A 26531-nucleotide genomic window follows, 5' to 3' on the forward strand; every position below is an offset into this window, starting at 1 on the left:
TGATATCCACCCCATACCAGTGCCCTGAGAAAATGTTGTACTGCGTCTGTACGTCCCGGCCCCCGTTGTGCTGGATCGCGAACATCGGAGACACCTTGTAGAGGATGTTCCCCTCGATCTTCACGCCACTGCCCACGCCGTCGATGTAGATCCCCGACGTGTAGACCCCCAGCGGGCTCCCGCAGTTCCGGATCAGATTGAACTGGATCAGGTTCCCCTGTGTCCCCCACTCCCGGCCCGTCGTGTAGATCACCCCTGCGTCGTTCGTCCACTGCGTCGCGTCATGGATGTGGTTGTACTTGATCGTGTTCCCATTGCCGCTGAACAGGATCGCCGCGTGGGGCGAATGGTGGATCTCGTTGTGCTGGATCGTGAACCCCATGCAGTCGTTGTTGTACGCGTCGCTGAAGGTCCCCAGGTTGATGGCCGGCTGGTAGGTCCAGAACAGCCGCCCGAAGTACTGGAACTCACTGTTCTCGATCAGCGTCCCGCTGGGCGTCAGCGTCGTCCGGTTGCCGCCCGAGGCCCAGATGCCGCCCTTGCCCAGCTGCCTGAAGTCGCAGCCCTCCACCAGGTTCGAGCTGCCGTTGAGGAGCATGGCGTAGCCGCCCGCATTGCGGAACTGGCAGTTCCGGAAGGCCACGTTCTGGCAGCTCGAGGCGTAGACCAGCCGGTCCTTGGCCGCCTCGAAGCTGATCCCATTCCAGGTGATCTGCTGGCAGCCCGACATCTGCAGCACCGGCGCCTGCAGCGTCGACAGCAGGATCTCGCTCGGCGGCACGTCGCCCACGGGCCGCAGGTAGAGCCGCGCGTTGACCCGATCGATGAAGCATTCGCCGGGCGCCGTCAGCTCCTCCAGCAGGTTGTAGATAAAGAAGGGCTGGCCCGCACGAAGCCCATAGGTCACCGAATTGGCCAGCACGATGCTGCCCGTCGTCGGATCGAAGGACGTGATCGCGCTGTGGCTGCCGGACCAGCTGTAGTAGCCCAGTCCGAAATACATGGCCTCCGAGGCCCGCCACTGGCTCATGTTGGGATCGGGCGCCGTGATCTGGGTGGAGCCATTGGTGCTGCGGATCAGCAGGAAGCCCGGGATCGCATTCGATCCATCCGCCGGCGACAGGAAGGCCGTGCCCGAAGCTCCCGATCCCGCGACGAAGGCGCCCGCAGGGGCTGCGAAGGTATCCCAGGTCCCCCAGGAGGCCGACGTTCCCGTGCCGCCCAGGTCCCTGCGGTTGGACAGCCGCCAGTCCGGTCCCGTGGCCGAGGCCGCGATGGACCACACGTCGCCGTTCTTTGCGAGCTGGTAGTAGGGCCGCCCGCGGCTGTCCAGGCCCTTGTAGGCATAGTCGCCCGTCACGTCGGGGCTGAGCGTTCCGCTCACGTGGATGCTGGCCTGGGGCGCCGTGACCGCCGCGTTCACGTCCACGGCCTTGGGGTAGCGGGCCAGGGTGAGGGGCTTTCCATCCACAAAGACTTCCATGGACTGGTTCACGCCCCCGCTACCGTCGGCGCGGCTGGTCAAGGTGCCCAGGCTCGCGCTGTAGGCCGAGAGGTCCACCACGTAGATCTGGCTCCGGGCGCTGGGATCCAGGCGGGACCAGTTGGGGTCCGTGCCGTCCACCAGGTGGGCGGAGGCCGGATTCACCGAGACGCCGCCGATGATCCGGGGCGTTTCATTGGGGTAGGCGACGTACTGGATGGGGTTGGCCGCGGAACCGGAATCCGCCGAGCCCAGGGTGAAGCTGGAGGTCCGTGGGTAGATGCCGCCACGCAGGTAGACGCTGAGGGTGCCCGCCGTGGCACGGCTGGCGTTCTGGAGGAGGGTGCGAGCCCCTTCCAGGGTCGTGGGCGAGGCTAGGGTGCCGGGATTGGTCGAGAGGCCATTGGGCGCCACAAAGATGCCCGCGGGGGCAGCCTGCACGGTCACGGTGCAGGAGCTGCTCTTAGTGCTATCCGTCGTGCTGGTGGCCGTCACCACGTCGCTGCCGCCGCTGGCAGGCGCCGTGTAGAGGCCCCCGCTCGTGATGCTGCCCCGCTGCGCCGACCAGGTGACGGAGGAGCTGTAGCTCCCCGAACCCGAAACGGCCACCGTGAACTGGTTCTGGGCGCTCGCCGTCAGGGACAGCGTCGTCGGGCTCACGGTCACCGAGGTGATGCTGCTGGTGGCGGAGATGGTGAGGGTCGAGCTCGCGGACTTGCTCGTATCGGCCACGCTCGTGGCCGTCACCACGTCGCTGCCGCTCGTCGCCGGCGCCGTGTAGAGGCCACCGCTCGTGATCGTTCCCCGCTGCGCCGTCCAGGTCACCGCCGAGCTGTAGCTCCCCGTCCCGGAGACCGTGACCACGAACTGGTTCTGGGCGCTCGCGTTCAGGGACAGCGAGGTCGGGCTCACCGCCACCGAGGTAATGCTCGTGGCCGCCGTCACCGTGAGGGTCGAGCTCGAGGACTTACTCGTATCTGCCACGCTCGTCGCCGTCACCACATCGCTGCCGCTCGTCGCCGGCGCCGTGTAGAGGCCACCGCTCGTGATCGTTCCTCGTTGCGCCGTCCACGTCACCGCCGAACTGTAGTTCCCTGTTCCCGAAACCGTGACCACGAACTGGTTCTGGGCGCCGGTGTTCAGCGATAGGGAGGTCGGGCTCAGAGTCACCGAGGTGATGCTCGCCGCGGCGGTGACCGTGATGGTGGCGCTCGCGGACTTGCTGGCATCCGTCACGCTCGTCGCCGTCACCACGTCACTGCCGCCCGTGGCGGGCGCCGTGTAGAGACCTCCGCTGGTGATCGTGCCCCGCTGCGCCGTCCAGGTCACGGAGGAGCTGTAGCTTCCCGTCCCGGTCACGGTGGACACGAACTGGTTCTGAGCGCCCGCGAGCAGGGTGAGCGTCGCCGGACTCACCGCCACGGAGGTGACGCCCGTGACCGCCACTGTGACGCTTGCAGCCCCGGATTTGGTGGCGTCCGCCGTGCTCGTCGCCGTCACGACATCGCTGCCACTTGTTGCCGGCGCGGTATAGAGGCCCGAGCTGGTGATCGTGCCCCGCTGGGCCGACCAGGTCACCGTCGAACTGTAGCTTCCCGTGCCGGCAACCGTCGCGATGAACTGGTTCTGGGCCCCCACGTTCAAGGACAGGGTCGCCGGACTCACGGCCACGGAGGTGATGCTGGCGCTCACGGCCACGGAGATGCTTGAGCTCGCGGATTTGCTGGCGTCGGCCGTGCTCGTCGCCGTCACCACGTCGCTGCCGCTCGTGGCGGGGGCGGTGTACAGACCCGAACTCGTGACCGTGCCCCGCTGGGCCGTCCAGGTCACCGCCGAACTGTAGCTTCCCGTGCCCGCGACCGTGGCGGTGAATTGTTTCTGGGTGCCCGTGTTCAGGGATGCACTCGTCGGGCTCACGGTCACGGAGGTGATGCTGGCGGCGACGTTGACGGTGATGCTCGAACTGGCGGACTTGCTGGAATCACCCACGCTCGTCGCCGTCACGACGTCGCTTCCGCTCGTGGCGGGCGCGGTATAGAGGCCCGCGCTCGTGATGCTGCCCCGCTGGGCCGTCCAGGTCACCGCCGAGCTGTAGCTCCCCGTGCCCGCAACAGTCGCAATGAACTGGTTCTGCGCGCTTGTATTCAGGGAGATCGTTGTCGGACTCAAGGTCACCGAGGTGATGCTCGAGGCGGATGCCACCGTGATGCTGGCACTCGCGGACTTGCTGGTGTTCGCCACGCTCGTCGCCGTGACCACGTCGCTCCCGCTCGTGGCAGGCGCGGTGTACAGGCCCGTGCTCGTGATGCTGCCCCGCTGGGCCGTCCAGGTCACGGCCGAGCTGTAGCTGCCCGTGCCCGATACCGTGGCGACGAACTGGTTCTGGGCTCCGGTCGTCAAGGAAATGGCCGCCGGGCTCAGCGTCACGGAGCTGATGGTGGCCGTGGTCGTCACGGTGATGCTCGCGCTCGACGACTTGCTGGCGTCGGCCACGCTCGTCGCGGTCACGACATCGCTTCCGCCGGTGGCGGGGGCGGTGTAGAGACCGGAACCGCTGATGGTGCCCCGCTGTGCGGACCAGGTGACAGAGGTGTTGTAGCTTCCCGTTCCGGAGACGGAAGCCGTGAACTGGTTCTGGGCGCCCGTGTTCAAGGAGGCACTGGCCGGACTCACCGCCACGGAAGTGATGCCGATGGGAACCACCACCGTCACCGTCGCCGTGGCCGACTGGCTGGGATCCTGCGCGCTCGTGGCCGTGATGCTGTGGGTACCCGCGGTACCCGGTGCGGTGTAAAGCCGTGTGGTTCCTGTTCCCGTGAGCGTCCCGACACTTGCGTTTCCATCCGTGATGCCGTCCACGGCCCATGACAGGCCCGTGTTGGTCGTCCCCGACACGGTGGCTGCACAGGTCAGCGAGGCCCCGGTGGCGATCGTCCCCGTGGCAGGGCTCAGGCTGACCACCACCGCGGCTGGAGGCGCCTGGACGGTGATGAGGGCCGAGGCCGACTTGGTCGCATCGGCCTGGCTGGTGGCCACCAGGGTATGGCTGCCTGCGGCCGCCGGGGCCGTATAGGTGATGGTGTTGCCGGTCCCTGTGAGGGTACCCACCGTGCTGTTCCCATTCGCGATGCCATCCACGGCCCAGGTGACGGCCGTATTGGAAACGCCGGATACCGTGACCATGAAGGAGGTGCTGGAACCCGCCGCCAGGCTGCTGGAAACCGGATTCAGGGTCACCGTTTCGGCGGGGGGAGGCACCTGCACGACGACAATGGCAGAGGCCGATTTGCTCGCATCGGCCACACTCGTCGCGGTCAGGGTGTGACTTCCCCCCAGGGTGGGGGCCGTGTAGGTGATGGTGAGACCACTCCCCGCCACGGTCCCCGTGCTGGCATTGCCGCTGGGGACGCCGTCCACGCTCCACAGGATGGCTGTGTTGGTGGTCCCGGACACCGCGGCCGTGAAGGAGCTGGAGCCCCCGGCATTCAGGGTGACGGAGGTCGGGTTCATCGTCACGGAGACGACGAGGGGGAGGGCCTGGACCGAGATCGTCGAGGCGGCTTTCTTCGAACTGTCCGCAATGCTGGTGGCCACCAGGGTATGGCTGCCCGCCACGGCGGGTGCCGTGTAGAGCACGGTGTTTCCACTCCCGGTCACCGTTCCCACGGTGCCATTGCCGTTCACGACGCCATCGACGGTCCACTTGACCGTCGTATCCGCGGCATTCGACACCACGGCGGAGAAGGATTGGCTCGCACCGGCCGTGAGCGTCGTCGCACCGGGACTCAAGGTCACGCTCACCGCCGGTGTGATGGGATGGACGGTCACACTTGACGAGGCTTTCTTGGAGGCATCAGCCTGGCTCGTGGCCGTCAGGACGTGGCTGCCTGCGGAATCCGGGGCCGTGTAGACGGCGCTGGTCCCGCTGCCCGAGATGGTGCCCACGTTGGCGTTTCCATTGGGCACACCGTCGACGCTCCAGGTTACGGAGGTATCGGTGGTGCCCGACACCGTGGCCGTAAGCGCAAGCGTGTCGCCAGCCTTGATGTCCGTCACCGTGGGACTGACCACCAGGCCCACCGCAGCCGGAGGCGTGCCCGGCACAGGCGCAGCGGGCGCCGCGGCACTGCTTCCGCCGCCACCGCTGCAGGCGATCATCGAACACACCACCCCGATGATCAGGATGCCCAATAAGCGGACTTGAATACTCCCAGCGTGCATGGGAGCTCCTGGGTGCGACGAGGTTGCTTTTCGGCTCGAAAAGCATAAGTCTTTATTGGTGGTCTGCCAGTTTTCTCCCATTCCTTGCGAATGTCCACTAGGGGCCTATCATCCTGTTGAGAGATTCGACGATGACCTCATCTGCCGATCAGCGAGCCTACGAACGCCTGCCCTTCAGCCAGAAGGTCAGGGTGGTCTCCGCCGGGCGCGTGGCCGCCTACGCCATGGTCATCAATATCGGGATGGGGGGCATCCTGCTCGGATCCACCTCGCCCCTGCCGGTGGGCAGCCAGTGCAAAGTCGCCATTCCGGTCCCCGATGGAGGCGGCATCAAACGCATCGTCGCCGAGGGGACCGTGGTCCGCGGCGACAGCGGGGGAACCGCCGTCAAGTTCGCGCAAGCCATCGAACCCAGCCGCTTCGAAGCCCTGTTTCGCAGCGCTCCGGTCAGCACCCACAGCTCGCTGCTGGCGGGCTACCTGGCCTATTTCGAGGTCAGCCGCGACAAGGACCTGGCCAACTGCGAAAAACTCCTGGGCGTCAGCAAGCGGGCCTTCCGGACCACCTTCTACATCACCTTCTGCTCGTGCATCTCACTGGCCATCCTTCCCGTATGGCTGCTCCGGAGCCTCATTCCGGCCTATCCGAACTGGATCAAGATCGCCCTTTGCTTCGGCTACGGCGCCATCTGGCTGGCGGTCATCCAGCCGTCCATCGATCTCTCGGTCTTCCATTTCCTGAAGCATCGCCGCTCTTCCCAACCCAACCCCTGAGAAGGTGATTCCGTCAAGGGATGGACTGGAGGGTTGAGGGCAGGCCTGGTGCCCGTTTAGCGTGGTTCAGGGCTGGACGCCGATCTTGGATGCGTCGATGCCCGGGAAGCCGGGGATGCTGTACATGGGGCTTTCGGGTTTGAGCCTGAAGTCCAGATTCACCGGATCCATGAAGAGGGGATCCACCTGACTCAGGTTATTCGACACCTGGGTGAACCAGGTCAGGGGCGGGGCCAGGCCCGGAAAGACATTCTCCTGGCGGATGGCGTCGGCGCTGCTGCCCTGGAACAGGTTCCCGTAAAAAATGCAATTCTCGGGTTCGAGCCAATGGCTTCCCTGGATTAGAGTCCAATCGTTCGGGATGGCCGCGACGGTGGGATAGGCCGTGGACCAGGGTGCAGCCTGGTAGTTGAAGTGGTTCAGCTTCTCCAGCAGGTTGAGGCTACTGCCGGCGACGTTGTTCACCATGGTCGTTCCGTAGTTCACGGTGACTGCCCCGAACCAGTATCCAGACATCACGTTGTACCGGATCTTCACGTCACGGCCCCCATTGTGCTGAAGGGCCAGGGCCGCGCCGGACTTGTAGAGGATGTTGCCTTCGATGGTGACGCCGCTGCCTCCCGAATCCAGGTAGATCCCCAGGACGTAGACGCCAAAGGGACCGCCGCTGTGCCGGATCAGGTTGTACTGGACGAGGTTGCCCTGGCTGCCCCAGTCCCGCTGGGAATAGAGGGCCCCGGCATCGTTCACCCATTGGCACACGTGATGGATGTGGTTGTAGCGGATCGTGTGGTTGTTCCCCTGGAAGAGCATGGCCTGGTGGGGCGCGTGGTGGATTTCGTTGTGCTGGACCGTGATGCCGGAACAATCATCGCTGTAGCTGGGCTTGGTGATGGAATCGATGTTGATTCCGGGCTGGTAGCTCCAGAAGAGGCGGCCGTAGTGGTGGATCCGACTGTTTTCGATCACCGTGCCGCTGGACGTGAGCGTGTGCCGGTCACCGCCGCAGACCCAGACGCCGCCTTTTCCGAGTTGTGTGAGTTCGCAGGCCTCGACGAGATTGGATGCCCCGCTGAGGAGGAGCCCCCAGCCTCCGGCGTTGCGGAAGAGGCAGTTGGCGAAGGTCACGTTGGTGCAGGCCTGGGCGTCCACCAGGTTGTTCTGGGCCGATTCGAAAACGATGCCCTTCCAACTGACGTAAGCGACGCTTCGCATGGTGACGATGGGCGCCTGCAGCGTAGAAAGCAGGATTTCGCCAGGCACCGCGTCTCCCACGGGGCGAAGGTACAGGCGGGCGTTGACCCGGTCGATGAAATAGTCCCCCGGATCGGTGAGTTCTTCGAGCAGGTTGTAGACGTAGAAGGGCTGGCCTCCCCTCAAGCCGTAGGTGGGCGTCGAGGCCAGGTGGATGGTTCCGGAGGCCGAGTCCAGCGAACTCAGCGCGCAGTGGCTGGCAGACCATGCGTAGTAGCCCGTACCGTAGTACATCGCCTCACTGGCCCGCCAGCGGCCCATGCGGGAATTGGAGACCTGGATCTGTGTGCTGCCGTTCGTCCCCTGGATGAGCATGAAACCTGGCATGGCGTTCGATCCATCCGCGCGGCTCAGGAAGGCCGAGCCGAGGGCGCGGCCCGAGGTCGGGTCGAACCTGCCGACGGGGCCCGCGAAGCTTTCAAATGTCCCCCAGGACGCCGATGTGCCTGTGCCTCCCAGGTCGCGGCGGTTGGATAGATACCAATCCGCGCCGGTGGCCGAACCCGCGATGGACCAGAGGTCTCCGCCCTTGGCCAGCTGGTAGTACGGGCGGCCCAACGCATCGGTGCCCTTGTAGGCGTAGTCCCCAGTCGCGTCCGGCGTGATGCTGCCCGTGACCCGCAGCGTGGCCTGAGGCGTGAGATTCACCGACTCGGGATCCACGGCCTTTGGGTACTGAGCCAGCGAGAGCGGCACGCCATTGGCGAACACTTCCATGGCGTGATTGATCTCGCTGCTGCCATCGATCCGACTGCTGAAGCTTCCCAGGTACGAACGGACGCTGCTGAGATCCGCTGCGTAGATCTTGGACTGGGCCGTGGCATCCAGCCGGGCCCAGTTCGGATCGGTCGAATCCACCAGGCGAAGGTTCTTGGGATCGAGGGAAACGCCCCCCACGAGGCGTGGCGTCTCGTTGGGATAGGCCACGTATTCCACCGGGTTGGCCTGGGAGCCCGAATCCGTCGCGCCGAGCGAAAACGTTGCCGAGGTTCGCTGATAAACGCCCCCCCGCAACAGGACCCGCAGGACGCCCGGGCCCGACCGGGCCGCATTCCGGATCAGGAGCTGGGCGCCTTCCAGGGTCGTCGGGGCCGCCAGGGTTCCAGGATTAGAGGCCGTCCCATTGGGAGCCACGACGAACTCGTGAAGGGTCGTGCCAGGTGTGGGAGTCGGCGTGGGAGTCGGCGTTGGAGTGGGGGTCGGGGTTGGCGTAGGAGTCGGTGTCGGTGTCGGTGTGGGGGTTGGTGTCGGAGTCGGTTGGACCGCCGCCTGCCCATCCTGCGCCTTGTTGCCGCAGGCGAGACCGAGCACCAGCAGGCACAGCCCGACCACAAGCCTCCAGCGGAATCCCCGCAGATTCCAAACCAGCCCAGGGTGCCCCCCGGGTGTCCGGCTCCGCATCAAGCCTCCAGCCTCAGGCATCAAGTTCATCGATGGGCGCCCAAGGCTCGAGGGAGAAAGGGAGTCGGTCCGCGGGTTCTTCGTCGGTCTGAACTCTGGATTTGTTCAGCACCAGCCAGGGCGCGGTCGCATCCTTGCTGGGCGGGTTCTTCCGCCGACAGGCCTCCTGCGGCGCCAAGGGGCTGTTGGGCTTCCGGCGGTTCCAGGCGTGGCCTCCGTAGCGGCCCACGCCCAGTATGGAGGGCGTGTACGTCGGCACCATCGCCTGGAGCAGGCGGACAATTTCGGGCTGCCTCTGCTTGAACGGAAGTGCGATGGCCTTCCGGAAACCCTCGAGGCCTACCGCCAGCTTGTCGGCGTCGATGCCATGGGGATTGGTCTCGTAGACCTTGGAATGCAGCGTGGTCGTGGAGCGTTCCTGATCGAGGAAGAGTTCCTCGTGCAGCTTCTCGCCGGGCCGGAGTCCCGTGAACTGGATCTCGATGTCCCGTCCGGGCGTGAGCCCCGACAGCCGCACCATGTCCGCAGCGAGATCAGCGATCTTCACCGGCTCGCCCATGTCCAACACATAGACCTTGCCTGTCTCGCCGAGAACGCCAGCCTGGAGGACCAGCTGGCTCGCCTCGGGGATCGTCATGAAGTAGCGTGTCATCTCAGGGTGGGTCACCGTGATGGGACCGCCCTGCTCGATCTGCTCCATGAAGATGGGGACGACGCTGCCGCGGCTGCCGAGCACGTTGCCAAAGCGGACACTGACGAAGCTCGTCCCTGCCGCGGCCTTCTTGGACGCCTCCAGCACGATGCATTCGGCGATGCGCTTGGAGGCCCCCAGAACATTCGTCGGATTCACGGCCTTGTCCGTAGAGATGCTGACGAGCGTGCGCGTGCCACATTCGAGGGCCGCCTCCACGACGTTCATGGTGCCGAAGATGTTGTTGAGCACGGCCTCGGCCGGATGCGTTTCGAGAAAGGGCACATGCTTGTGGGCCGCCGCGTGCATGACGATGTCCGGGCGGTAGATCTGGAAGATCTCCCGGAGGCCGTTCCGCTTCCGGATATCCATGAGCTCCAGGGAGTAGGCCTGGTCCGGGAAGAGCCGGTGCAGTTCGCGCTGGATCATCCAAAGGCTGTTCTCACCCCGGCCGAGCAGCACGAGGTGCTTGGGCTTGAAGGTGGCGATCTGGCGGGCCAGTTCGCTGCCGATGGAACCTCCGGCGCCGGTGATGAGCACCACCGAGCCTTCGATGGCTTCGAGCAGGGCCGAGTGATCCAGATGCACCGCATCGCGCCGCAGCACGTCCTCGATGGAGACGTCGCGGATGACGGGTTTCCACACCTGGGTTCCGAGCAGGTTGTAGAGGCCAGGCACCGTCTTGATCTGGACCCGCATGGATTGGAGGCGGCTGTTCAGCTTGCGGACCGCTTGTCCGGGGGCGCTCGGAATGGCGAGGATGGCGTGGGTCACCTTGTGCTTGCGGACGATCTCCTCCAGGCGCGCCGTGCCGCCCAGCACGGGGATTCCGTGCACCCGCTCGCCATAGATGGAAGTGTTGTCATCGATGAACCCGATGACGTGGAAGCCCAGTTCCGTGTGGCGGCGGAGCTCCTGCAGGACCAAGGCCCCGGCTTGGCCGGCGCCCACGATCAGAGTCCGGAACTTCCGCTGGTCCACCTTCCCATTGGCTGACTTCCGCGCGCGGGTCTCACGCCACCACCGGCATCCAACCCGGAGTGTGCCCCAGAAACCGCCGGTGAGGATGCTCGCACCGAAGGCGACGTTCGAGATGGGGGGAAAGAGCCCGAGCGGACCCGTCATGACCTTCAGGACCACGGCCAGACTGGCCAGCGTCAGCGTCGCCATGGCCAGGCGCATCGTATCCCGGACATCGGTCAGGCTGTAGACGTGCCTGGTCAGCTGGAAGAGTCCGCCCACGGACAAGGAGATCAGCACCCAGATGGCGGTCTGTTTCAGATACCATCCCGTGCCCGTCCACAGGCCTTCCACGATCAGCCAGGCGCAGGCGGCCAGGACGCCGTCCAGCAGCTGCTTTCCGGCTTGTCGGAGAATGGGACTCACAACATATGGAGACATAGGTTCGGCAGCTGATTTTGCGTGTGCGTCCATGGTCGACTTCCTGTCTATGGAACCCATTTTGGTCTGGACCCCAAAGTATAAGCACTTCATGCCGGCCAGGTGGAAAATTCCTGCTAAATCACTTGCGACAACACTCATAGACAAGGCGAACATTCAGATTTTGCAGGCACTTGGAAAGGCCGCCGATTTTCAAAGACCATAAGCGCGGATAAAACCAAGGCCCCCCCTTATGACCATTGCCTCCATGCACTAGATCAAAAGGAGTAGACCGTTCAAGGAGCGGCGGCGTTCAATGATCCCGGTGCAGGGTGATCCGGACAATTTCGGGACGGCACCGGAAACGGAACGGCAGGGTGGTGCACCCGAGCCCCCGCGTGACGAACAGGCGATCCTGCCCCTCCGAGTACAGACCCTCGACATAGGGCGAGCGCTCCTTGGCCGCGTTGTAGAAGGGGCTGAGGTCCACCTGCCCCCCGTGGGTATGGGCGGCCAGGGTCAGGCGCGCGCCTTCTTCCCGCAGCAGGTGCCACTGCTCGGGGCCATGGCAGAGCCCGATCCGGAAGCCGGATGGCCAGGGCTTCCCTTCCCAATCCGGCCGGAACCCTTCTTCGTCTTCGGCCGGATGACGGGAACCCAGCAGCACCAGCCGCTGGCCCTGCCGCTCGATCACCCGCTTCTGGTCCAGCAGCAGCACCCAGCCGTGCTTGCGGAGCCGGCTCGCCACTTCGTCCGTGTGCGAGTACTGATCGTGATTGCCGAGCACGCCCACCAGGCCATCGGCAGGATGAAGGGCCTGAAAGGCTTCGCCGGTGCGTTCAGCTTCCTCGGGAATGCGGGCCACGAAATCGCCCGCCCCCACCACGAGGTCCGCGGGCAGCTTGGCGATGGCGCGCGCCCAGCGTCCCACCGTCCGCGTGCCGGCGTAGGGCCCCGCGTGGATGTCGCCGACGAGCACGATGCGGTAGCCGTCGAAGGCCGGCGGCAGATCCGGAAAGGCGAGGGAGACTTCAGTGACGACCGGGGGCCCGTAGGCCTCGCCCAATCCCCAGGCATAGCCCCCCAGGATCAAGCCCAGGCCCGCCGCCCGGATCCAGTGCCGCAACGGCAGCAGCCGCGCCACAGCCTCCACCCCCAGGAGCGGCCCCAGCATCAGATGGAAGGTGAGCCAGGTGGCCACCGGCGACAGCGCCCACACGCCGGAGACGCTCAGGCTGCGGCCGTCGATGGCGTACCAAAGGATCCAGGTCAGATCCAGCGACAAGGCCGCCAGCGTGAAGGTGGGCCGCCCTCGGCGAGGCAGCAGAGCCCAGGCCAGTGCCTGCACGAGAAGGCCCGCCAGGACGAGGAAAAGATGGCTGGGCCTCATCTTCGCGTCCGGTGCGACCTGATTCTTGGCAGGAAAGGGAGATTCAAGAGCCTGGACCTCATCGTGGAAAAACTGTCCTGGCGCCTAATCGGCCGCCAAGCCCATCGAATCAACCCATCATGCCACAGGCTTGCGCGCACCTTATCGAGGCCGCATTCCTATGCACCACGCACTAGTGGGCCATGACCATCGGAACGAATCGCACCGGAAGCACGGCCTGGGTCTGCAGGCCACCTTCGAGCTTGCGCAGCAGGTAGAGTTCCTGGACCCCATGCTGCGGCCCGACGGGGACGATCATCCGGCCTCCCACCTTCAACTGATCCACCAGGGCCTTCGGCACCTTTTCCGGAGCGCAGGTGACGATGATGGCGTCGAAGGGCGCCGCCTCGGGCCAGCCTCGGTAGCCGTCCCCGGCGCGCACCTTCACCTTGTCGTAGCCCAGGCGCTTGAGGTCCGCCTCGGCGCGACGGGCCAGGGGTTCCACGATCTCGATGCTGTAGACGGCCGCCACCAGTTCCGAGATCACCGCCGCCTGATAGCCCGAGCCCGTGCCGATCTCCAGGACCCGGTCCTTGGGCTGGGGGTCCAACGCCGCCGTCATGAAGGCCACGATGTAGGGCTGGGAGATGGTCTGCCCGTGGCCGATGGGCAGCGGCCCGTCCTCGTAGGAGGCATACCGCTGGTTCTTGGGGACGAATTCCTGCCGAGGCACCCGGCCCATGACCGACAGCACGCGCGGATCCGTGAGGCCGCGCGCGACGATCTGATCGCGCACCATGCGGGCGCGCGCAACGATGAAGACCGCATCCTCCACGGGCGGTGGCGTGGATCCCGGTTCGAAGCCCCCACTCGTGAGCATCAAGGCCACTCCCAGGAGTTCCTTCATGGGTACGAAGATAGCTCGATCCCGGCCCGGCGCCAGCGCGCCTCCCCCGGAATGGAGGAGGCGCGTCCCCGAGGCAGATTCGGGGCCGATCCTTCAACCGAGGGTGATCTCGAGCTGTCCGGCCAGGCCTCCGGTCCAGCTCCGCAGGCGCCATAGCTTCATCAAAGCCGTGGCCCGGGTGGAACCGGCAAAGGTAGCGTCGAAGGTCGCCGACACGACCCGACCGGAGCCATCAACCTTCAGCGTGAGCGTGGTGCCCGAAGGCAGGTGTGCGAGCGCCGAAGCCAGGGCCGGATCCATCAGGCGCGCGTCGATCTCCCGTCGCAGGGCCGCGGGATCCGAGCTCCCCGTGAGGCCCGAGAAGGCCAGGATCCGCAGGGTGTGGGCCACTTTGGCTTTCTCTGCGCGCAGCACCGCATCCTGCGCCACCACCTCGGTCACCGCCGAACCGTACGAGGACCGTTTCATCATGGGGGCCGGGGCCGCGGGCGAAGACATCACGCCACCCACCACATGGCCGACCACCCCACCGACCAGGCCGCCCGGCTGGTTCCCGGAAAGGCCGCCCACCGCCGTGTCCGGCACGCCTTCGGGCATGGGCAGGGGCTGGGTCACCGTGGTCGATCCGCCCGTGTTCCGCACCTGGGAATCGATGGCCACGAAGGACGTGTAGGCCGTGAGCAGGTGGTAGGAAAGGCCCAGCCGCGTGACCTCGGCCTTGCGGTCCGCGTTCTGGCCGAACTGATCGTAGTCCGAGAGCATCTGGATGCGCTGGCGGGCCCAAAGCTGGCGCAGCGAGCCGTGATGGCGATCCTTCACCTGGCCCACCTCAAAGGTCTGGCTCCAGGGCCCCGCCCCGCTGACGCCGGACAACGTGACCGTGCCCTTCGCCTCGCCGCTCCACTTGCCGAGGCAGATGACGGGGCGATCCGCCAGCACGTCGGACAGCTGCATGGGTTCCAGATCCTGGATGTGGAATCCGTTCGTCGTGAGCTTCAGGTTCGTGAGCACGGGCGAGGACACGTAGGCGCGGAACTTTTCGGCCTCGGCCGCCGCCTGCTCGGGGCGCGTGATGACGAAGGCCTCGCCCTGCCCCGCGTGGGCCATGCCTTCGATGAGGTGGCGGTTCACGGAAGATCCGATGCCGAAGGTGAAGAGGTTCGCCGATCCGAGGTTCTTGCGGATGATGTCGAAGACCTGGCCGTCGGCGCTGATGTAGCCGTCCGTGGAGACGACGAAGGTGCGCGAGATCCCGGGCAGGCGCGGCAGTCCGAGCGCGCGCCGCATGGCGCTGCCCAGCTCCGTGCCGCCGCCGCCGTTCTGCGCGCGCACGAAGGCCAGGGCCGCCTGCGCGTTCTCGGGCGTGGCGTGCTGCGAGGCCGGCGACCAGAGCGCCGAGCTGCCTTCGAAGACCATGACGTTGAAGAGGTCCTGGGGACGCAGGCCCTGGATCATCTCCTGCATGAGCACCTTGGAGACTTCGATGGGAAAGCCCATCTGGCTGCCGCTCACGTCCATGATGAAGACGAATTCGCGGGGCGGCAGATCCTTGGGCGTCACGCGCTTGGGCGGCTGCGCCATGAGCAGGAAGGTGTTCTCTTCCTGGGCCTGATCCAACAGCAGGCCCGACTGCACGGCACCGCCCGCGAGCTGGTACTTCACGATGACGTCGCGGTTGCCACCCTGGGCTTCGCCGGGATCCAGGCGAAGGGTGGCGTCCGCCTTGCTGTCGTAGGCGATGGAGGTTTTATGCGTGTCGCAGGACATGCGCTGGATGGGCAGGCCGGCGGACAGTTTCACCTCCAGATCGAACGTGGTCGACGGCTTCTCGCCCGCGTGCGTGTAGGGATTGGCCACCCAGGCCTCGCCCGTGCTTGAATCCGTGCCCGCCTGCCCCGCGTAGCGCGGACCCACCACCGTCGGATAGACGAAGCTGTACGTGCCCTCGCTGGGCACCAGCAGTTCGGTGTACGACAGCTCCACGCGGATCTCGTCGCCGGGCAGGATGTTCGCCACGTTCATCTGGAAGACGTTGGGCCGGTGCTGCTCCAGCAGCGAGGCGCTGCGCCCCTGCTGCTTGGCCTGCTCGTACTCGATGCGGGCCTGGCCGCGCTCCTTGATCTGGGCCTTCAGCACGCGCTCGCCGATGCGCATGGTCATGCCGTAGACCGCGGAGCGGGTGGAACCCGGAAACACGTAGACCGCCTCCAGGGCCTTCGTGCCCGTGTTGCGGTAGACCTGCGTGACCTTCACGTCGGCGATGACGCCCGCGATGGCCACCTTGGCCGAGGTGGCCTTCAGCGGCAGCTGATCCACGGCGCTGTCCCCGCCCTTCACGAAGAAGTAGGGAGATCGCGTGGCGTCGGCGGACTCGATGCCCTGGCAGCCATCCATCCGGAACGCCGCGGTCCTGGCGCGGACATGGGTCTGGGCATCCCCCTGGGTGGCCAGGACGAGCCCGGCCGCGCAGGCGAACAAGGTGGTGGTGGACCGGCGCATCGACATGGGTTCCTCCCGGATGGCCCGCGCCGGCATGGCGCGGTTCAGGAGGGAATGCCGCGGGAATCCGGTCCCTTTCAGTGCGCCGGTGTTTTTTTCTCCGCCGGATGGATGCGGGCCCGGAAGCCGTCCACTGCGCCCGTTTCCGGAAGGGCGATCACGTTGGCCACGGGATGGGCCAGCACGTAGAGATCGAGGACTTCCCCGGCGCTGGGGCGCACGTCGGCGCGCCAGGACTGGCTGCTCGCATCGCCTTCGGTCGCGCGCAGAGCCAGCGCTTCCACCCCCGAGGCCCCGCGCCGCAGGAGCGCCACCTGGTGCCCGCGCTGGGCCTTCACCGTCACACGGAGGCTTCCATCCGCCTGGGCCACCACCGTCCAGGTCGGGGTCTCCGGCGCCGCATCCGGACTGAAGCGCACCGCCTTCGCCTTCGCGGTCTCCGCAGGAGAAGGCGATTTGGCAGTGCCGCCCACAACACCACCGACCACGCCGCCCACCACTCCGCCCGGAACGCCGCCCGGAACGCCACGGGGCACGGCTTCCGGCACGGCCCGTCTTTCGTACGCAGCCTGGTTCGTCAACACCTCCACCACCGCCGAGGATCTGGAAGCCTCGGCCTTCTTCGCCACCTGATCCGCGGCGCTCGCGGAGGCCGAGCCTTGCTGAGCCGAAATTGCGGCTGGCACTGCCACGGGTGGCGGGGGTGGAGCCGCCACCGCGGGGGCCGACATCATCCTCCCTGCCGCCTCGGCCGCCGGCTCCGCTTGCTTCGTCTTCGCTTCGGAACTTCGCTTCCGCGCGGCGGCGTCGGGGGCCGGAGCGGCGGGCGCTTCGGGGGCCTTCGCCGGGGATGCCTTCTCGGTTTCCGGATGCAGGGGCGGCGGCGCGGTGCCGGGGCTGCGAAGGTAGACCAGGCCTGCCGTAGCCGCCACCAGGAGGCTGGCCGCGGTGCCGAGCACCTCCCACCTACGCCAGAGGGGACGGACCTTCGGCTGCGGCGGCGCGAGGGCCGCGAGCAGCTGGGCCTTGGCTTCCGGATCCGCCAGCAGGTCGCGCAGGACCTCCTCGTCGGCCAGCGCATCGAAGATCTCCTGACGCTCCAGGGCCGCCGCGAAGAGAATCTGGCGTTCAGATTCGGTGAGGGTGCCCGTCGCGTAGCCACCCAGCAGCTTTTCGGTGTCAATCGGCTTCATGTCGACCGGCTTCATGGCGTCCCCCTTTCGGAAGGTCCGGCCCAATGGCCCCCGAGGGATTCCAGCAGCTGCTTCCGGCAGCGGTGGTCCCAGGTGTAGACGGTATTGAGGCTGGCCGCGCCCAGCAGGGCCTGGATTTCCGGGAAGCTGCGTCCCTGCAGCTTGAGGCGGAACAGGTCGCGGCAGCGCTCGCCCATGCGCGAAATGCCGCCCATGAGTTTCGCGAGCAGTTCCTTCCGCTCCAGCACGGCGGCCGGATCGGGATCCTCCGAGGCGGGCGGGAAGGCGTCCACGTCCACCGCGTCGAATTCGCCGCGTCGCGCGGCCTTGCGGCGGTGGGCGGCCAGCTTGAAGCGCAGGATCTGGAAGGACAGGGGCAGCAGATCCTCGATCCGGTCGAGATGCCCGTACTTTTCATGGATGAGCACCAGCACCTCCTGCGCCAGGTCCTCCGCATGGGCGCCTGCTAAACGGGATGCCGCGAAGGCGACCATCCTTTCACGGAGGCGCGCGAGGAGGGCGGCCCGGTCCGGCAGAATCCCGTCCACCCCAGATGGGTTCGTGACGGCGGAAGGGGTCGGGGCCTGGGTTTCCATGGGGCGGCTGGGAGAATTCCATCCTGACAGCGAATGGGGGCGCGACCCAGCGGGTAGACTGGTGCCATGCCCGAACGCCTGATTCTTCTCACCAACGACGATGGCCTGTGGGCCCCCGGCCTCGCCACCCTGGCCAAGGTGGCCTCCCGGTTCGGCCGCGTGGTCACGGTGGCGCCGGACCGCAACCGCTCGGCCATCTCTTCGGCCATGAGCCTGCACAACATCCTGCGCCTGAACGAAGTGGGCCCCGACCGTTTCGCCTGCGACGGAACCCCCGTGGACTGCGTGCTTCTGGGCGTGTGCGAGGCGCTGGGACGCCAGCCCGACTGGGTGCTGTCGGGCGTGAACCACGGTTTCAACCTGGGCGAGGACGTGTTCTACTCGGGCACCGTGGGCGCGGCCTTCGAGGGGCGGCTCCAGGGCGCCCTGGCGGCGGCCTTTTCCATCCACCCCTCGGGTTCGCTGGAAGCGGCCGAACCCTGGATCGCCCGCTTCCTCGAGCGCTGGGAGGGCATGGAACTGCCCGGCAACCGCATCTGGAACGTGAACCTGCCGAAAGAGGAACCCAAAGGCTTCCACCTCACGAGCCAGGACAGCCGCGCCTACCACGACCTGGTGGAGCGCCGCCTCGATCCCCGCAACACGCCCTATTTCTGGATCGGCGGCGACGCCGGCCCCACCTACGCCAAGGCCCCGGGCACCGATGCCGAGGCGGTCTTCCACGGATTTGCCAGCGTGACGCCCCTGCGCCTCGACCTGGGCTGCCCCGAGACCCTGGCCCGGCAGGCGGACTTCAACGCGACCTTCAACGGATAGCTCCATGCGAGTGGCCTTCCAGGTTCATGGCGCCGTGCAGGGCGTCGGCTACCGCCGCTTCGCGGTCCAGGCGGCCCAGGCCCTGGATCTGGCGGGCTGGGTGAAGAACGAGCCCGACGGATCCGTCAGCGGGCAGGCCGAGGGCTCCGAAGCCGCGCTGGCCGCCTTCCGCGCCCAGCTGGCCCGGGGCCCCGCCTTCGCCGCCGTCCAGCGACTGGACTGGAACGGCCTGGATATGCGATCCTCGCTACCCCTTCCTTTCGAGATCCACAGGTAGCCATGTCACCCACCACCCCCTTCAACTCCTTCGTCCGCGATGTGCCGGACTTCCCGAAAGAGGGCATCCTCTTCCGCGACATCACCCCCCTGCTGGCCAACGCCGAGGCCGTGGAAGCCATGGCGCAGCCGGTGCTCGCCCTCCAGCCCACCCACGTGCTCGGGCTCGAATCCCGGGGCTTCATCTTCGGCAGCGCCCTGGCCCAGAAGCTGGGCGTGGGCTTCGTGCCCGCGCGCAAGCCCGGCAAGCTGCCCATGGCCACCTTCAACGAGAGCTACGGCCTGGAGTACGGCAGTGATGCCCTGGAGATCCACACGGACGCCTTCAAGGCCGGCGACCGCGTGCTCATTGTGGATGACGTCATGGCCACCGGCGGCACCGCCGCCGCCGCCCAGCGCCTCGTGCAGCGCACCGGCGCCCAGCCGCTGGCCCTCACGGTCTTCATCGAACTGACCTCCCTGCCCGGCCGGGAAAAGGTCGAAGGCCTGCCGGTCTTCAGCGTCCTGCGCTACTAGCACCTTCCGCGGCCGCCCAGCCCATCTCCAGCAGGCTGGCCCGGATGCCGTCGTCGGGATTCCTGTAGACGGGCGTCCAGCCCAGCGCCTGCGCGCGGCGGCTCGTCACGCGCCGGGATTCCCGCAGGAAGGCGAGGAGCCCCGGGCTCAGGATAGTCTGCGCCTCGGCCCAGGACACCCGCGGGGGCCGGGGCAGGCCCGCCAGGTCGGCCACGCGGCAGCTGAAGGCCGCCATGCTCATCGCGCAGCCATCCGTCAGGTTGAACGCGCCGGAAGCGGTCCCCCGCAGGGCCGCCAGGCAGGCGCCGGCCAGATCGTCGACGTGGATCCGGTTGCCCGGGCCCGAATCCTCCTCGCGCAGCACCGGTTCGCGCCGCTGCAGGCGCTCCAGGGGCAGGCGGTGGGGCCCGTAGATGGCCGGCACACGGAAGATCACGCAGCGCACCTTCCGCTCGTCGCACCAGGCGGTCGCGCGCCTTTCGGCGTCCAGCCGCTGGCGCGACCGGTCCTCCCGCGGGGCGAGGGGACTCTCCTCATCCACCTCGCGACCGCCGGCGTCGCCGTAGACACCCGTGGTGCTCACGTAGAGCAGCACCTGGGGACGCGCTGGGCCCAATGACTCCAGGAAGCGCGCCAGGCGCAGATCTTCGGGACCCGCTCCCGAGGGCGGCGCCGCGTACAGCACGGCACCCGGATCCCCCGGAAGATCCAGGTTCGCAGCCGGCTGGTCGAAGTCCTCTGCGAGAGCCCGCAGACCCAGGCGCCGCAGCCCCTCCGCCGAGGCCGGGCTGCGCGTCAGCGCCAGCACGGGACCCTCGGCCGCCATCCGCCGGGCCAATCGGGTGCCCAGGTAGCCGCACCCGGCGATGAGGGCCGGGGGCGCGGGGTTGGGCGGGGGCGTCTTCATCCGCCCAGCATACGCGCCGCCATGAGAGGCTGGTGCAGGCCGTCGTCCGCTGGAGCCCGCGTGATCCCCCTCTACAAGCTCGTGCTGCTGGCCTGGCTCGTGCTCGGACCCGTGGGGATCTGGCTGCGGCGGCGGAGGAAAATCAGGCTGTAGGACGAAGCCTGGTCAGGGCGCTTCCTTGCGATCGCACTGGAGTTCTGCCTGCTCATCCAGAAGGATCCGGCAGTCTTGCTCCATCTGGGCCCGCAACCTTCGGCGAGCGCGATGGAGGCGGATCTTGGCGGAACCGGCGCTGATGCCGAGGATCTCTGCCACCGCGCCGATCCGCAGTTCCTTCAGTTCACTCAAGTAGATGATCGTACGGTCATTCAGGGGCAGGTCATCCACGAGGTCGCGGATGCAGTGGCACATTTCCGCTTTCATGGGTTCCTGGCCATGGTCCGGACCCGCATGAATATCGGCACCTTCCAGCATGGCCTCAGGCAGGAGAGCCCGAGAGGCCCGGTAAGAGGGGCTCTTCAATCGATCCAAGGCCGCATGGGTGGCCACCTGGAAGACCCAGGTGGACAGCTTGGCCTCTCCGCGAAAGCGACTCAGCCCTTGGTGGACCTTGAGAAAGACTTCCTGGGCGAGATCCTCGGCCTCGGTCGGCCCCACGAAGCGGCTGAGGTAACGAAGAACCTTCGGCCTGGTGGCCGCTTCCAGACATTCAAAGGAGGTGGGTTCGATGGCCATGACCATCCTCACTCAGGGTCCTTTCAGTTTGACGGGCCGAGGAAGTTTGCGACCCTTTTTTAGGATGGGCAACCTTCCCCGGCATCTGGACTTCCAGGACTCAGCAGCAGGTGCCACCGGGTAAGCAGGCCTCGACGGCACCTGCAGTCTCCGGTCCGCCCGCGGCCAGGTAACGCTCTGCCGACTCCACCATTTTCCGGTGGGGTGTGGCTTTGACGGCCAGAGCCATCTTGACCGCCGCCCTCATGTCTTCCTTGGAAACGCCCAGCTCGCGGGCCGAATCGAAGTGATGCCTGAAGCAGGGCTCACAATTCGCGGCGATGGCCGCCCCGATGGCCACCAATTCGGTGACCGCCTCGGTCATATGGGATGTGGATTGGGACATGGTGTCCTCCTTTCACCCCTTGAGACGAGCAGCGACCCTCCATGGATACAGGACCGGGTAGGCCCTCACCCCGCTTCGGATCTAGGACCGAGCGTGCGCCTTCCGGGGCAGCAGCAGGCTGAAGCGGCTGCCGGGCTCCTTGGGCTCGTAGCGGGCGTCGCCGCCATGATCCTGGGCGATGCGGCGCACGATGGCGAGCCCGAGGCCCGTGCCCTTGCGCTTGGTCGAGAAGTAGGGCTCGAAAAGCCGCTCGCGGTCGGCCTCGGGCACGCCGGCGCCGTCATCGGAAATGTCGTAGCGCAGGTCCGGGCCCTCCACCGAGAGCGTGAGCGCGATGGCGCCCTGGCCTGCCCCGGCGGCGACCGCCGATACCGCGTTGTCCACGAAGTTGATGAGGGCCCGCTTCACCATGTCGCCGTCCCAGAGCGCGGATAGGGGCTCTTCGGGCAGGCGGAGCTCCCACCGGATGTCGGGGTGGTTGGGCTGGTAGAGGGCCGCCACCTGGCGCAGCAGGTCCGCCGGATCGCAGGGAGAGAACTGGGGGCTGGGCAGCCGCGCGAAGCGGCTGAAGCTGTCCACCAGGCGCGAGAGGCTGGCGACTTCAGCCAGGATGGTTTCCGCGCCTTCCTGCACGGCCATGGGATCCAGCCTGCCCTCCCGCCCGCGCCGCAGCAGGCGCTGGGCCGTGAGCTGGATGGGCGTGAGGGGGTTCTTCACCTCGTGGGCCATGCGTCGCGCCACCTCCTGCCAGGCGGCCCGCTTCTCGGCCTGGGCCAGCAGGGAGAGATCCTCCAGCACCGCCAGCGCGCCGCCGCCCTGCAGGGGCACGAGGATGGCGCGCACGGGGCGCCCCTCCCCTTCGCCACCGAGGCGGAATTCCTCCTGCACGCCCCGTCCCGATTCGCGCACGGCCGTCAGCAGCTCAGGCAGGCGGCCCAGGCGGGGCAACGATTCCACCTCCGCCCAGCGGGCCTCGGTGGGATCGAAGGCGTCCAGCCCCAGCCAAGCGCGCGCGGCGGCGTTGAAGGTACGCAGTTCGCCATCGGCCCGCCAGCTCATGACGCCCACGGGCAGCGCCGCCAGCAGCTGGTCCAGGTAGGCCCGCTGCTGATCCAGGCGGCTGGCCTGGGCCTCGATGGCGGCCCGGTTGGTCTTCAGGTCGCGGGTCATGGCGTTGAAGGTGCGCGCCAAGAAGGCCAGCTCGTCCTCGCCCAGCTCGGGGAGCTGCACGTCGAGGTCGCCGCTACCCACGCGCTGGGCCGCCTTGGCAAGGGCGCGGATCGGCTCGCTCAGCGACTTGGCCAGGGCCAGGCCCGACCACACGGCGAAGAAGAGCGTCAGCATCGTCAGGAAGAGGAAGGTGCTCTGGGGCAGGGTCTGGAGAGTGTCCTTGTTGGCCCGGATCTGCTGGCTTTCCTTGTAGCGCTGCTCCAGCGCCAGCAGGCGGTCGAGGGTCTCCCGGGGCATGAAGATGCCCACCACCCAGGGCCCGTCGCCCCTGGGCACGCGGCGCAGCAGCCACATGCCTTCCGGGTATTCCTGGGTCGCCTCACCCTCCGGCAGATCCAGGTCCGGCGTGGGCGACTCGGCGATCATGTCCAGCCCCTTCACGCCGCCGTCTGTGCGACCTTCAGCGCGGCCGCCGAGGACGGCCACGAGGTCCAGGCCCGACACAACGCGGATGGCCGCCGGCTCCGCCGAAGCCGAGGCCCGCAGGCGCTCTGCGCCGAAATCCAGGCGGCCCCGGGCGGCGGCGCGCAGATCCTCGGCCACCTTCTGGCCGTCGCGGATGGCCACCTCGGTCTCGGGGCTGAACCAGCGCTCCACGTTCTTGTTGATGAAGTCGCGGCCCACCATGAAGAGGATCAGGCTCGGCACGATGCCCACGATGAAGAGGGTCAGCACCATGCGGGTGCGCAGGCGCGAGCCCAGGATGCCGCTCTTGCGCTCGAAGTAGAGCTTGGCGATGCTGCGGGCCACGATGAAGAGCAGGGTGCCGATGGCCAGCACGTTGAGCAGGCCCAGTGCCACGAGGGCCCAGCGCGACGGCGCGTCCAGCCCGCCCCCGGCAATGCGGTTGCCCACGGTCTTGTAGACCATGATGATCATCAGCACCACCACGCCCAGGCCCACCGCTACGTAGAGGCGCGTCAGTTCGGGATGGCGCTTGGGCGTCGGGTTCATCTCCAGCAGGCTATCCTGGATGCACCTAGGAGGCACTGACCCATCCATGGAAGAGCATTTAGGGCCTTTAGGTACTCGAAGCATCCGAGTTGTGGGCCCCCTGCAATATGAAGGAAGAACCCACTGAAGGTAGTAGGCTGGTTATGTTCCCAACAACTACCGGCCAACATAGTCATTTCCCCCATTCAGCCCTTCAAAGGTAAATATGAAAAAAACAGATTTAGCAAATTATATTGAGAACGTAAATAAGCTCACAAAAATAACAGAACCTGATGTTCCATATATATTTGATAAACTTGAATTACCAGACTATAACCAACCCATTCCAATCATTACACGTGAACTCTGGACGGCAAGACAAAGACAAGCACATAGTCTTCATGAAATAAGCTATCGTGCATGCTTTAAACCACAGCTTCCTCGATTTTTTATCTCCAGACTCACAACTGAATCACAAGTTGTATATGACCCATTCGCAGGGCGCGGAACAACGGCCCTGGAAGCTGCGTTTCTAGGTCGAAAATTTATTTCAAATGACATTAATCCTTTATCTAAAATATTGACACAACCACGGCTATTACCGCCAAGTATAACTAGCATTTCGGATCGACTTAAAACTATACCTAAAAAACCAAGTCAACCAGCCATCAATCATTTAGATATGTTTTATCACAAGGATACTTTTGATGAAATTTTAGCATTGAGAGAATATTTTTTAAATAAAGAAAAATCTAATTCACTCGACGGAATCGATAGCTGGATTAGAATGGTCGCTACAAACAGGTTAACTGGCCATAGTCCAGGCTTTTTCAGCGTCTATACGCTTCCACCAAATCAAGCCACTTCGATAGAAGGGCAAATAAAAATAAATGAAAAATACAAGCAACGCCCAGAATATAAGAATACCTACGACATCATAATTAAAAAATCGAGATCTCTACTTTCTTCAGAAATCCAAGAGCATGAAAGAGTCAATCTTGATAGAGCAAGAAAATCTGCCATCTTTTTGACCAAAGACGCCAGGAATACACCCGAAATCGAGAGTGAATCCGTTGCCTTAACCGTTACCTCTCCCCCTTTTCTCGATATTGTTCAATATGCCGAAGACAATTGGTTAAGGTGTTGGTTTAATGGTTTAGATGCAAATGAAATAGGTAAAAACATATCCACCCCTTCAAGCATCGAAGTTTGGCAGGCCGTCATGAAGGCCGTTTTCCTTGAATTATATAGAATCAGCATTTTTGGTGGGCATGTTGCATTTGAAGTTGGAGAAGTGCGCCGTGGTCGAGTGCAAATGGAAAATCTAGTTATGCCAATCGCAATAAGCGCCGGCTTTCAACCGGTTGGCGTGCTTCTAAACGAGCAAGTATTCACAAAAACTTCCCATATTTGGGGAGTTGAAAATAACTCAGGTGGAACAAACACAAACAGAATAGTTTTATTAAAAAAACCATAATCGCAATATTCAATATTTATATCATATATATCAACACTAATTAAACACCGAAGAGCAATAACTTTAAATTGTCCATCCGACTATAGCAGCATCAGCACGCAACGCAGCAACTCGTGCTTGCTCCTTCGCAATTCTAGCGGTGTACCAATCGCGCATAAGTTCAGCATCATGCTGTGTGTCAATAATAAAGTACCCCCAAGGATCGTGGTCAAAGGAACCGATAAAATAGCCATTTTCACGAGAATTTTTCAATAACCCCTGCTGAAATGCATTCTGAGACAAAGTAAAGCCACAATTGGCGAGGTGTATTTCGATTGCTTCCCAAGGCTGGGCATTTGCACTACCAACAGCATTGGCAATAAGAAAATCCAAAATACATTTGTGCACTATACTGGTGCGTGGATTCGCAGCCTTATTCTGTACTGCTTGAAGAAATGACATGGTTACTCCTGAAGGAAGGTCGCGCTTAATACAAATCACACTGATGGTAATTATCTCCTTACCTAACGTCTAGTGATCAATCAACATCTGGATTTGAAATTTGATTCTTTTCAAATGCCTGGATCCGCATGGTCGCCACCAACCGGCTCACGGGGCACAGCCCGGGATTTTTCTCGGTCTACACCCTGCCCCCCAATCAGGCCCTCAGCGCCGACAAGCAGCGGAAGATCAACGCGCAACGTGAGCAGACGCCGACCTACCGGGACACCCGCGCGCTGATCCTGAAGAAGACGAAGCAGCTGCTCTCGGGCCTGGAGCCCGTGCAGACGAAGCACCTCCGGGCCGCGGCGCTGGACGCGCGCTTTCTCACGGGCGACGCGCGTGACACCCATTCGCTGCTCGACGGGTGCATGACCCTCACGCTGACCTCGCCGCCCTTCCTCGACGTGGTGGACTACGCCGGCGACAACTGGCTGCGCTGCTGGTTCACGGGCCTCGACGCCGACACCATCGGCCGCAGCATCAGCACCCCCCGCACGGTGGAGGCCTGGTCCGACACCATGTCCGCCGTCTTCGCGGAGCTGTTCCGCATCACGCGGCGCGGCGGCTTCGTGGCCTTCGAGGTGGGCGAGGTGCGGCGCGGCAAGCTGCGCCTCGACGAGGTGGTGCTGCCCCTGGGCCTTCGCGCCGGATTCAAGGCCCACGGCGTCCTCGTGAACAGCCAGACCTTCACCAAGACCGCCCACATCTGGGGCGTGGGCAACAACGACAAGGGCACCAACAGCAACCGCGTGGTGCTGTTCGAACGCTGATCCGGGGGTTCCCCTCGCGGCGCGTGCGCTGCGAGGATCTAGGGGCGCGCTGCGCGCACACCCCCGGACCCCCGCGTCACGACCCGGCCAAGCCGGGCCGTGACTTTTCTCCCTGATCCAGCGCTGATCCGGGGGTTCCGCGCTGCGCGCACACCCCCGGACCCCCGCGTCACGACCCGGCAAAGCCGGGCCGTGACTTTTCTCCCTGATCCAGCGCTGATCCGAGGGTTCCGCGC

At 65.1% G+C, this 26531-nt stretch carries 19 protein-coding genes; 6 read left to right on the top strand and 13 right to left on the bottom strand.

Features of this window, described 5'->3' with window-relative positions; genetic code table 11:
• A partial coding sequence (locus QSJ34_RS05795; protein WP_285571605.1) for a right-handed parallel beta-helix repeat-containing protein occupies positions 1–5641 on the bottom strand: 5641 nt, incomplete at its 3' end.
• Between the two features lie 194 nt (positions 5642–5835).
• Here QSJ34_RS05795 and QSJ34_RS05800 point away from each other — a divergent pair.
• The gene (locus QSJ34_RS05800) at positions 5836–6477 is read left to right on the top strand and encodes a PilZ domain-containing protein (RefSeq protein WP_285571610.1); all 642 of its coding nucleotides are present in this window, start codon (positions 5836–5838) and stop codon (positions 6475–6477) included.
• A 66-nt stretch (positions 6478–6543) separates the two neighbouring features.
• On the opposite strand, the gene QSJ34_RS05805 is transcribed toward QSJ34_RS05800, so the two are convergent.
• The 7 genes from QSJ34_RS05805 to QSJ34_RS05835 all read right to left on the bottom strand — a co-directional run bounded on the left by QSJ34_RS05805 (position 6544) and on the right by QSJ34_RS05835 (position 17767).
• Positions 6544–8865, bottom strand: coding sequence for a right-handed parallel beta-helix repeat-containing protein (locus tag QSJ34_RS05805; protein WP_285571612.1), 2322 nt, complete (start codon positions 8863–8865; stop codon positions 6544–6546).
• Between the two features lie 280 nt (positions 8866–9145).
• On the bottom strand, positions 9146–11209 hold the full coding sequence (locus QSJ34_RS05810; protein WP_285571615.1) for a polysaccharide biosynthesis protein: 2064 nt from the start codon (positions 11207–11209) through the stop codon (positions 9146–9148).
• 307 nt (positions 11210–11516) lie between these two features.
• A complete protein-coding gene (locus QSJ34_RS05815; protein WP_285571618.1) occupies positions 11517–12593 on the bottom strand; it encodes a metallophosphoesterase in 1077 nt (358 codons plus the stop codon).
• A 172-nt stretch (positions 12594–12765) separates the two neighbouring features.
• Positions 12766–13479: a protein-L-isoaspartate(D-aspartate) O-methyltransferase gene (locus tag QSJ34_RS05820; protein WP_285571620.1), complete on the bottom strand. Its 714-nt coding sequence runs from the start codon at positions 13477–13479 to the stop codon at positions 12766–12768.
• A 93-nt stretch (positions 13480–13572) separates the two neighbouring features.
• Positions 13573–15984, bottom strand: coding sequence for a VIT and vWA domain-containing protein (locus QSJ34_RS05825; RefSeq protein WP_285571623.1), 2412 nt, complete (start codon positions 15982–15984; stop codon positions 13573–13575).
• A gap of 71 nt (positions 15985–16055) precedes the next feature.
• Entirely contained in the window at positions 16056–17186 is a 1131-nt protein-coding gene (locus tag QSJ34_RS05830) for a hypothetical protein (protein ID WP_285571626.1), read from the bottom strand.
• Entirely contained in the window at positions 17183–17767 is a 585-nt protein-coding gene (locus QSJ34_RS05835; protein WP_285571628.1) for an RNA polymerase sigma factor, read from the bottom strand. Before QSJ34_RS05835 ends, QSJ34_RS05830 begins: the two co-directional genes overlap by 4 nt.
• A gap of 66 nt (positions 17768–17833) precedes the next feature.
• Between QSJ34_RS05835 and surE the strand changes: the two genes are divergently transcribed.
• From surE to QSJ34_RS05850, 3 genes are read left to right on the top strand one after another with little or no spacing between them, the layout of a single operon-like run.
• Positions 17834–18583: a 5'/3'-nucleotidase SurE gene (surE, locus tag QSJ34_RS05840; protein WP_285571631.1), complete on the top strand. Its 750-nt coding sequence runs from the start codon at positions 17834–17836 to the stop codon at positions 18581–18583.
• A 4-nt stretch (positions 18584–18587) separates the two neighbouring features.
• Positions 18588–18860 (top strand): acylphosphatase, encoded by a 273-nt coding sequence (locus QSJ34_RS05845; RefSeq protein WP_285571633.1) that lies wholly within the window; start codon positions 18588–18590, stop codon positions 18858–18860.
• A 2-nt stretch (positions 18861–18862) separates the two neighbouring features.
• Entirely contained in the window at positions 18863–19375 is a 513-nt protein-coding gene (locus tag QSJ34_RS05850) for an adenine phosphoribosyltransferase (RefSeq protein WP_285571635.1), read from the top strand.
• Here QSJ34_RS05850 and QSJ34_RS05855 read toward each other — a convergent pair.
• The 4 genes from QSJ34_RS05855 to QSJ34_RS05870 all read right to left on the bottom strand — a co-directional run bounded on the left by QSJ34_RS05855 (position 19356) and on the right by QSJ34_RS05870 (position 23622).
• The gene (locus QSJ34_RS05855) at positions 19356–20282 is read right to left on the bottom strand and encodes an SDR family oxidoreductase (protein ID WP_285571636.1); all 927 of its coding nucleotides are present in this window, start codon (positions 20280–20282) and stop codon (positions 19356–19358) included. The genes QSJ34_RS05850 and QSJ34_RS05855 overlap by 20 nt on opposite strands.
• A 165-nt stretch (positions 20283–20447) precedes the next feature.
• Positions 20448–21017, bottom strand: a complete 570-nt coding sequence (locus QSJ34_RS05860; RefSeq protein WP_285571639.1) for an RNA polymerase sigma factor — start codon at positions 21015–21017, stop codon at positions 20448–20450.
• A gap of 100 nt (positions 21018–21117) precedes the next feature.
• Positions 21118–21402, bottom strand: coding sequence for a carboxymuconolactone decarboxylase family protein (locus QSJ34_RS05865; RefSeq protein WP_285571642.1), 285 nt, complete (start codon positions 21400–21402; stop codon positions 21118–21120).
• A gap of 81 nt (positions 21403–21483) precedes the next feature.
• Positions 21484–23622, bottom strand: coding sequence for a sensor histidine kinase (locus QSJ34_RS05870; RefSeq protein WP_285571645.1), 2139 nt, complete (start codon positions 23620–23622; stop codon positions 21484–21486).
• Positions 23623–23791: 169 nt separating this feature from the next.
• On the opposite strand from QSJ34_RS05870, the gene QSJ34_RS05875 reads away from it, so the two are divergent.
• Positions 23792–25042, top strand: a complete 1251-nt coding sequence (locus QSJ34_RS05875) for a DNA methyltransferase (RefSeq protein ID WP_285571648.1) — start codon at positions 23792–23794, stop codon at positions 25040–25042.
• Positions 25043–25105: 63 nt separating this feature from the next.
• Here QSJ34_RS05875 and QSJ34_RS05880 read toward each other — a convergent pair whose 3' ends face one another.
• Positions 25106–25483, bottom strand: a complete 378-nt coding sequence (locus QSJ34_RS05880; RefSeq protein ID WP_285571649.1) for a hypothetical protein — start codon at positions 25481–25483, stop codon at positions 25106–25108.
• A 128-nt stretch (positions 25484–25611) separates the two neighbouring features.
• Between QSJ34_RS05880 and QSJ34_RS05885 the strand changes: the two genes are divergently transcribed.
• Positions 25612–26295, top strand: coding sequence for a hypothetical protein (locus QSJ34_RS05885; protein ID WP_285571650.1), 684 nt, complete (start codon positions 25612–25614; stop codon positions 26293–26295).
• Positions 26296–26531: the final 236 nt, after the last annotated feature.

Source organism: Geothrix limicola (genome assembly GCF_030268085.1).
Taxonomy (GTDB): Bacteria; Acidobacteriota; Holophagae; order Holophagales; family Holophagaceae; genus Geothrix; species Geothrix limicola.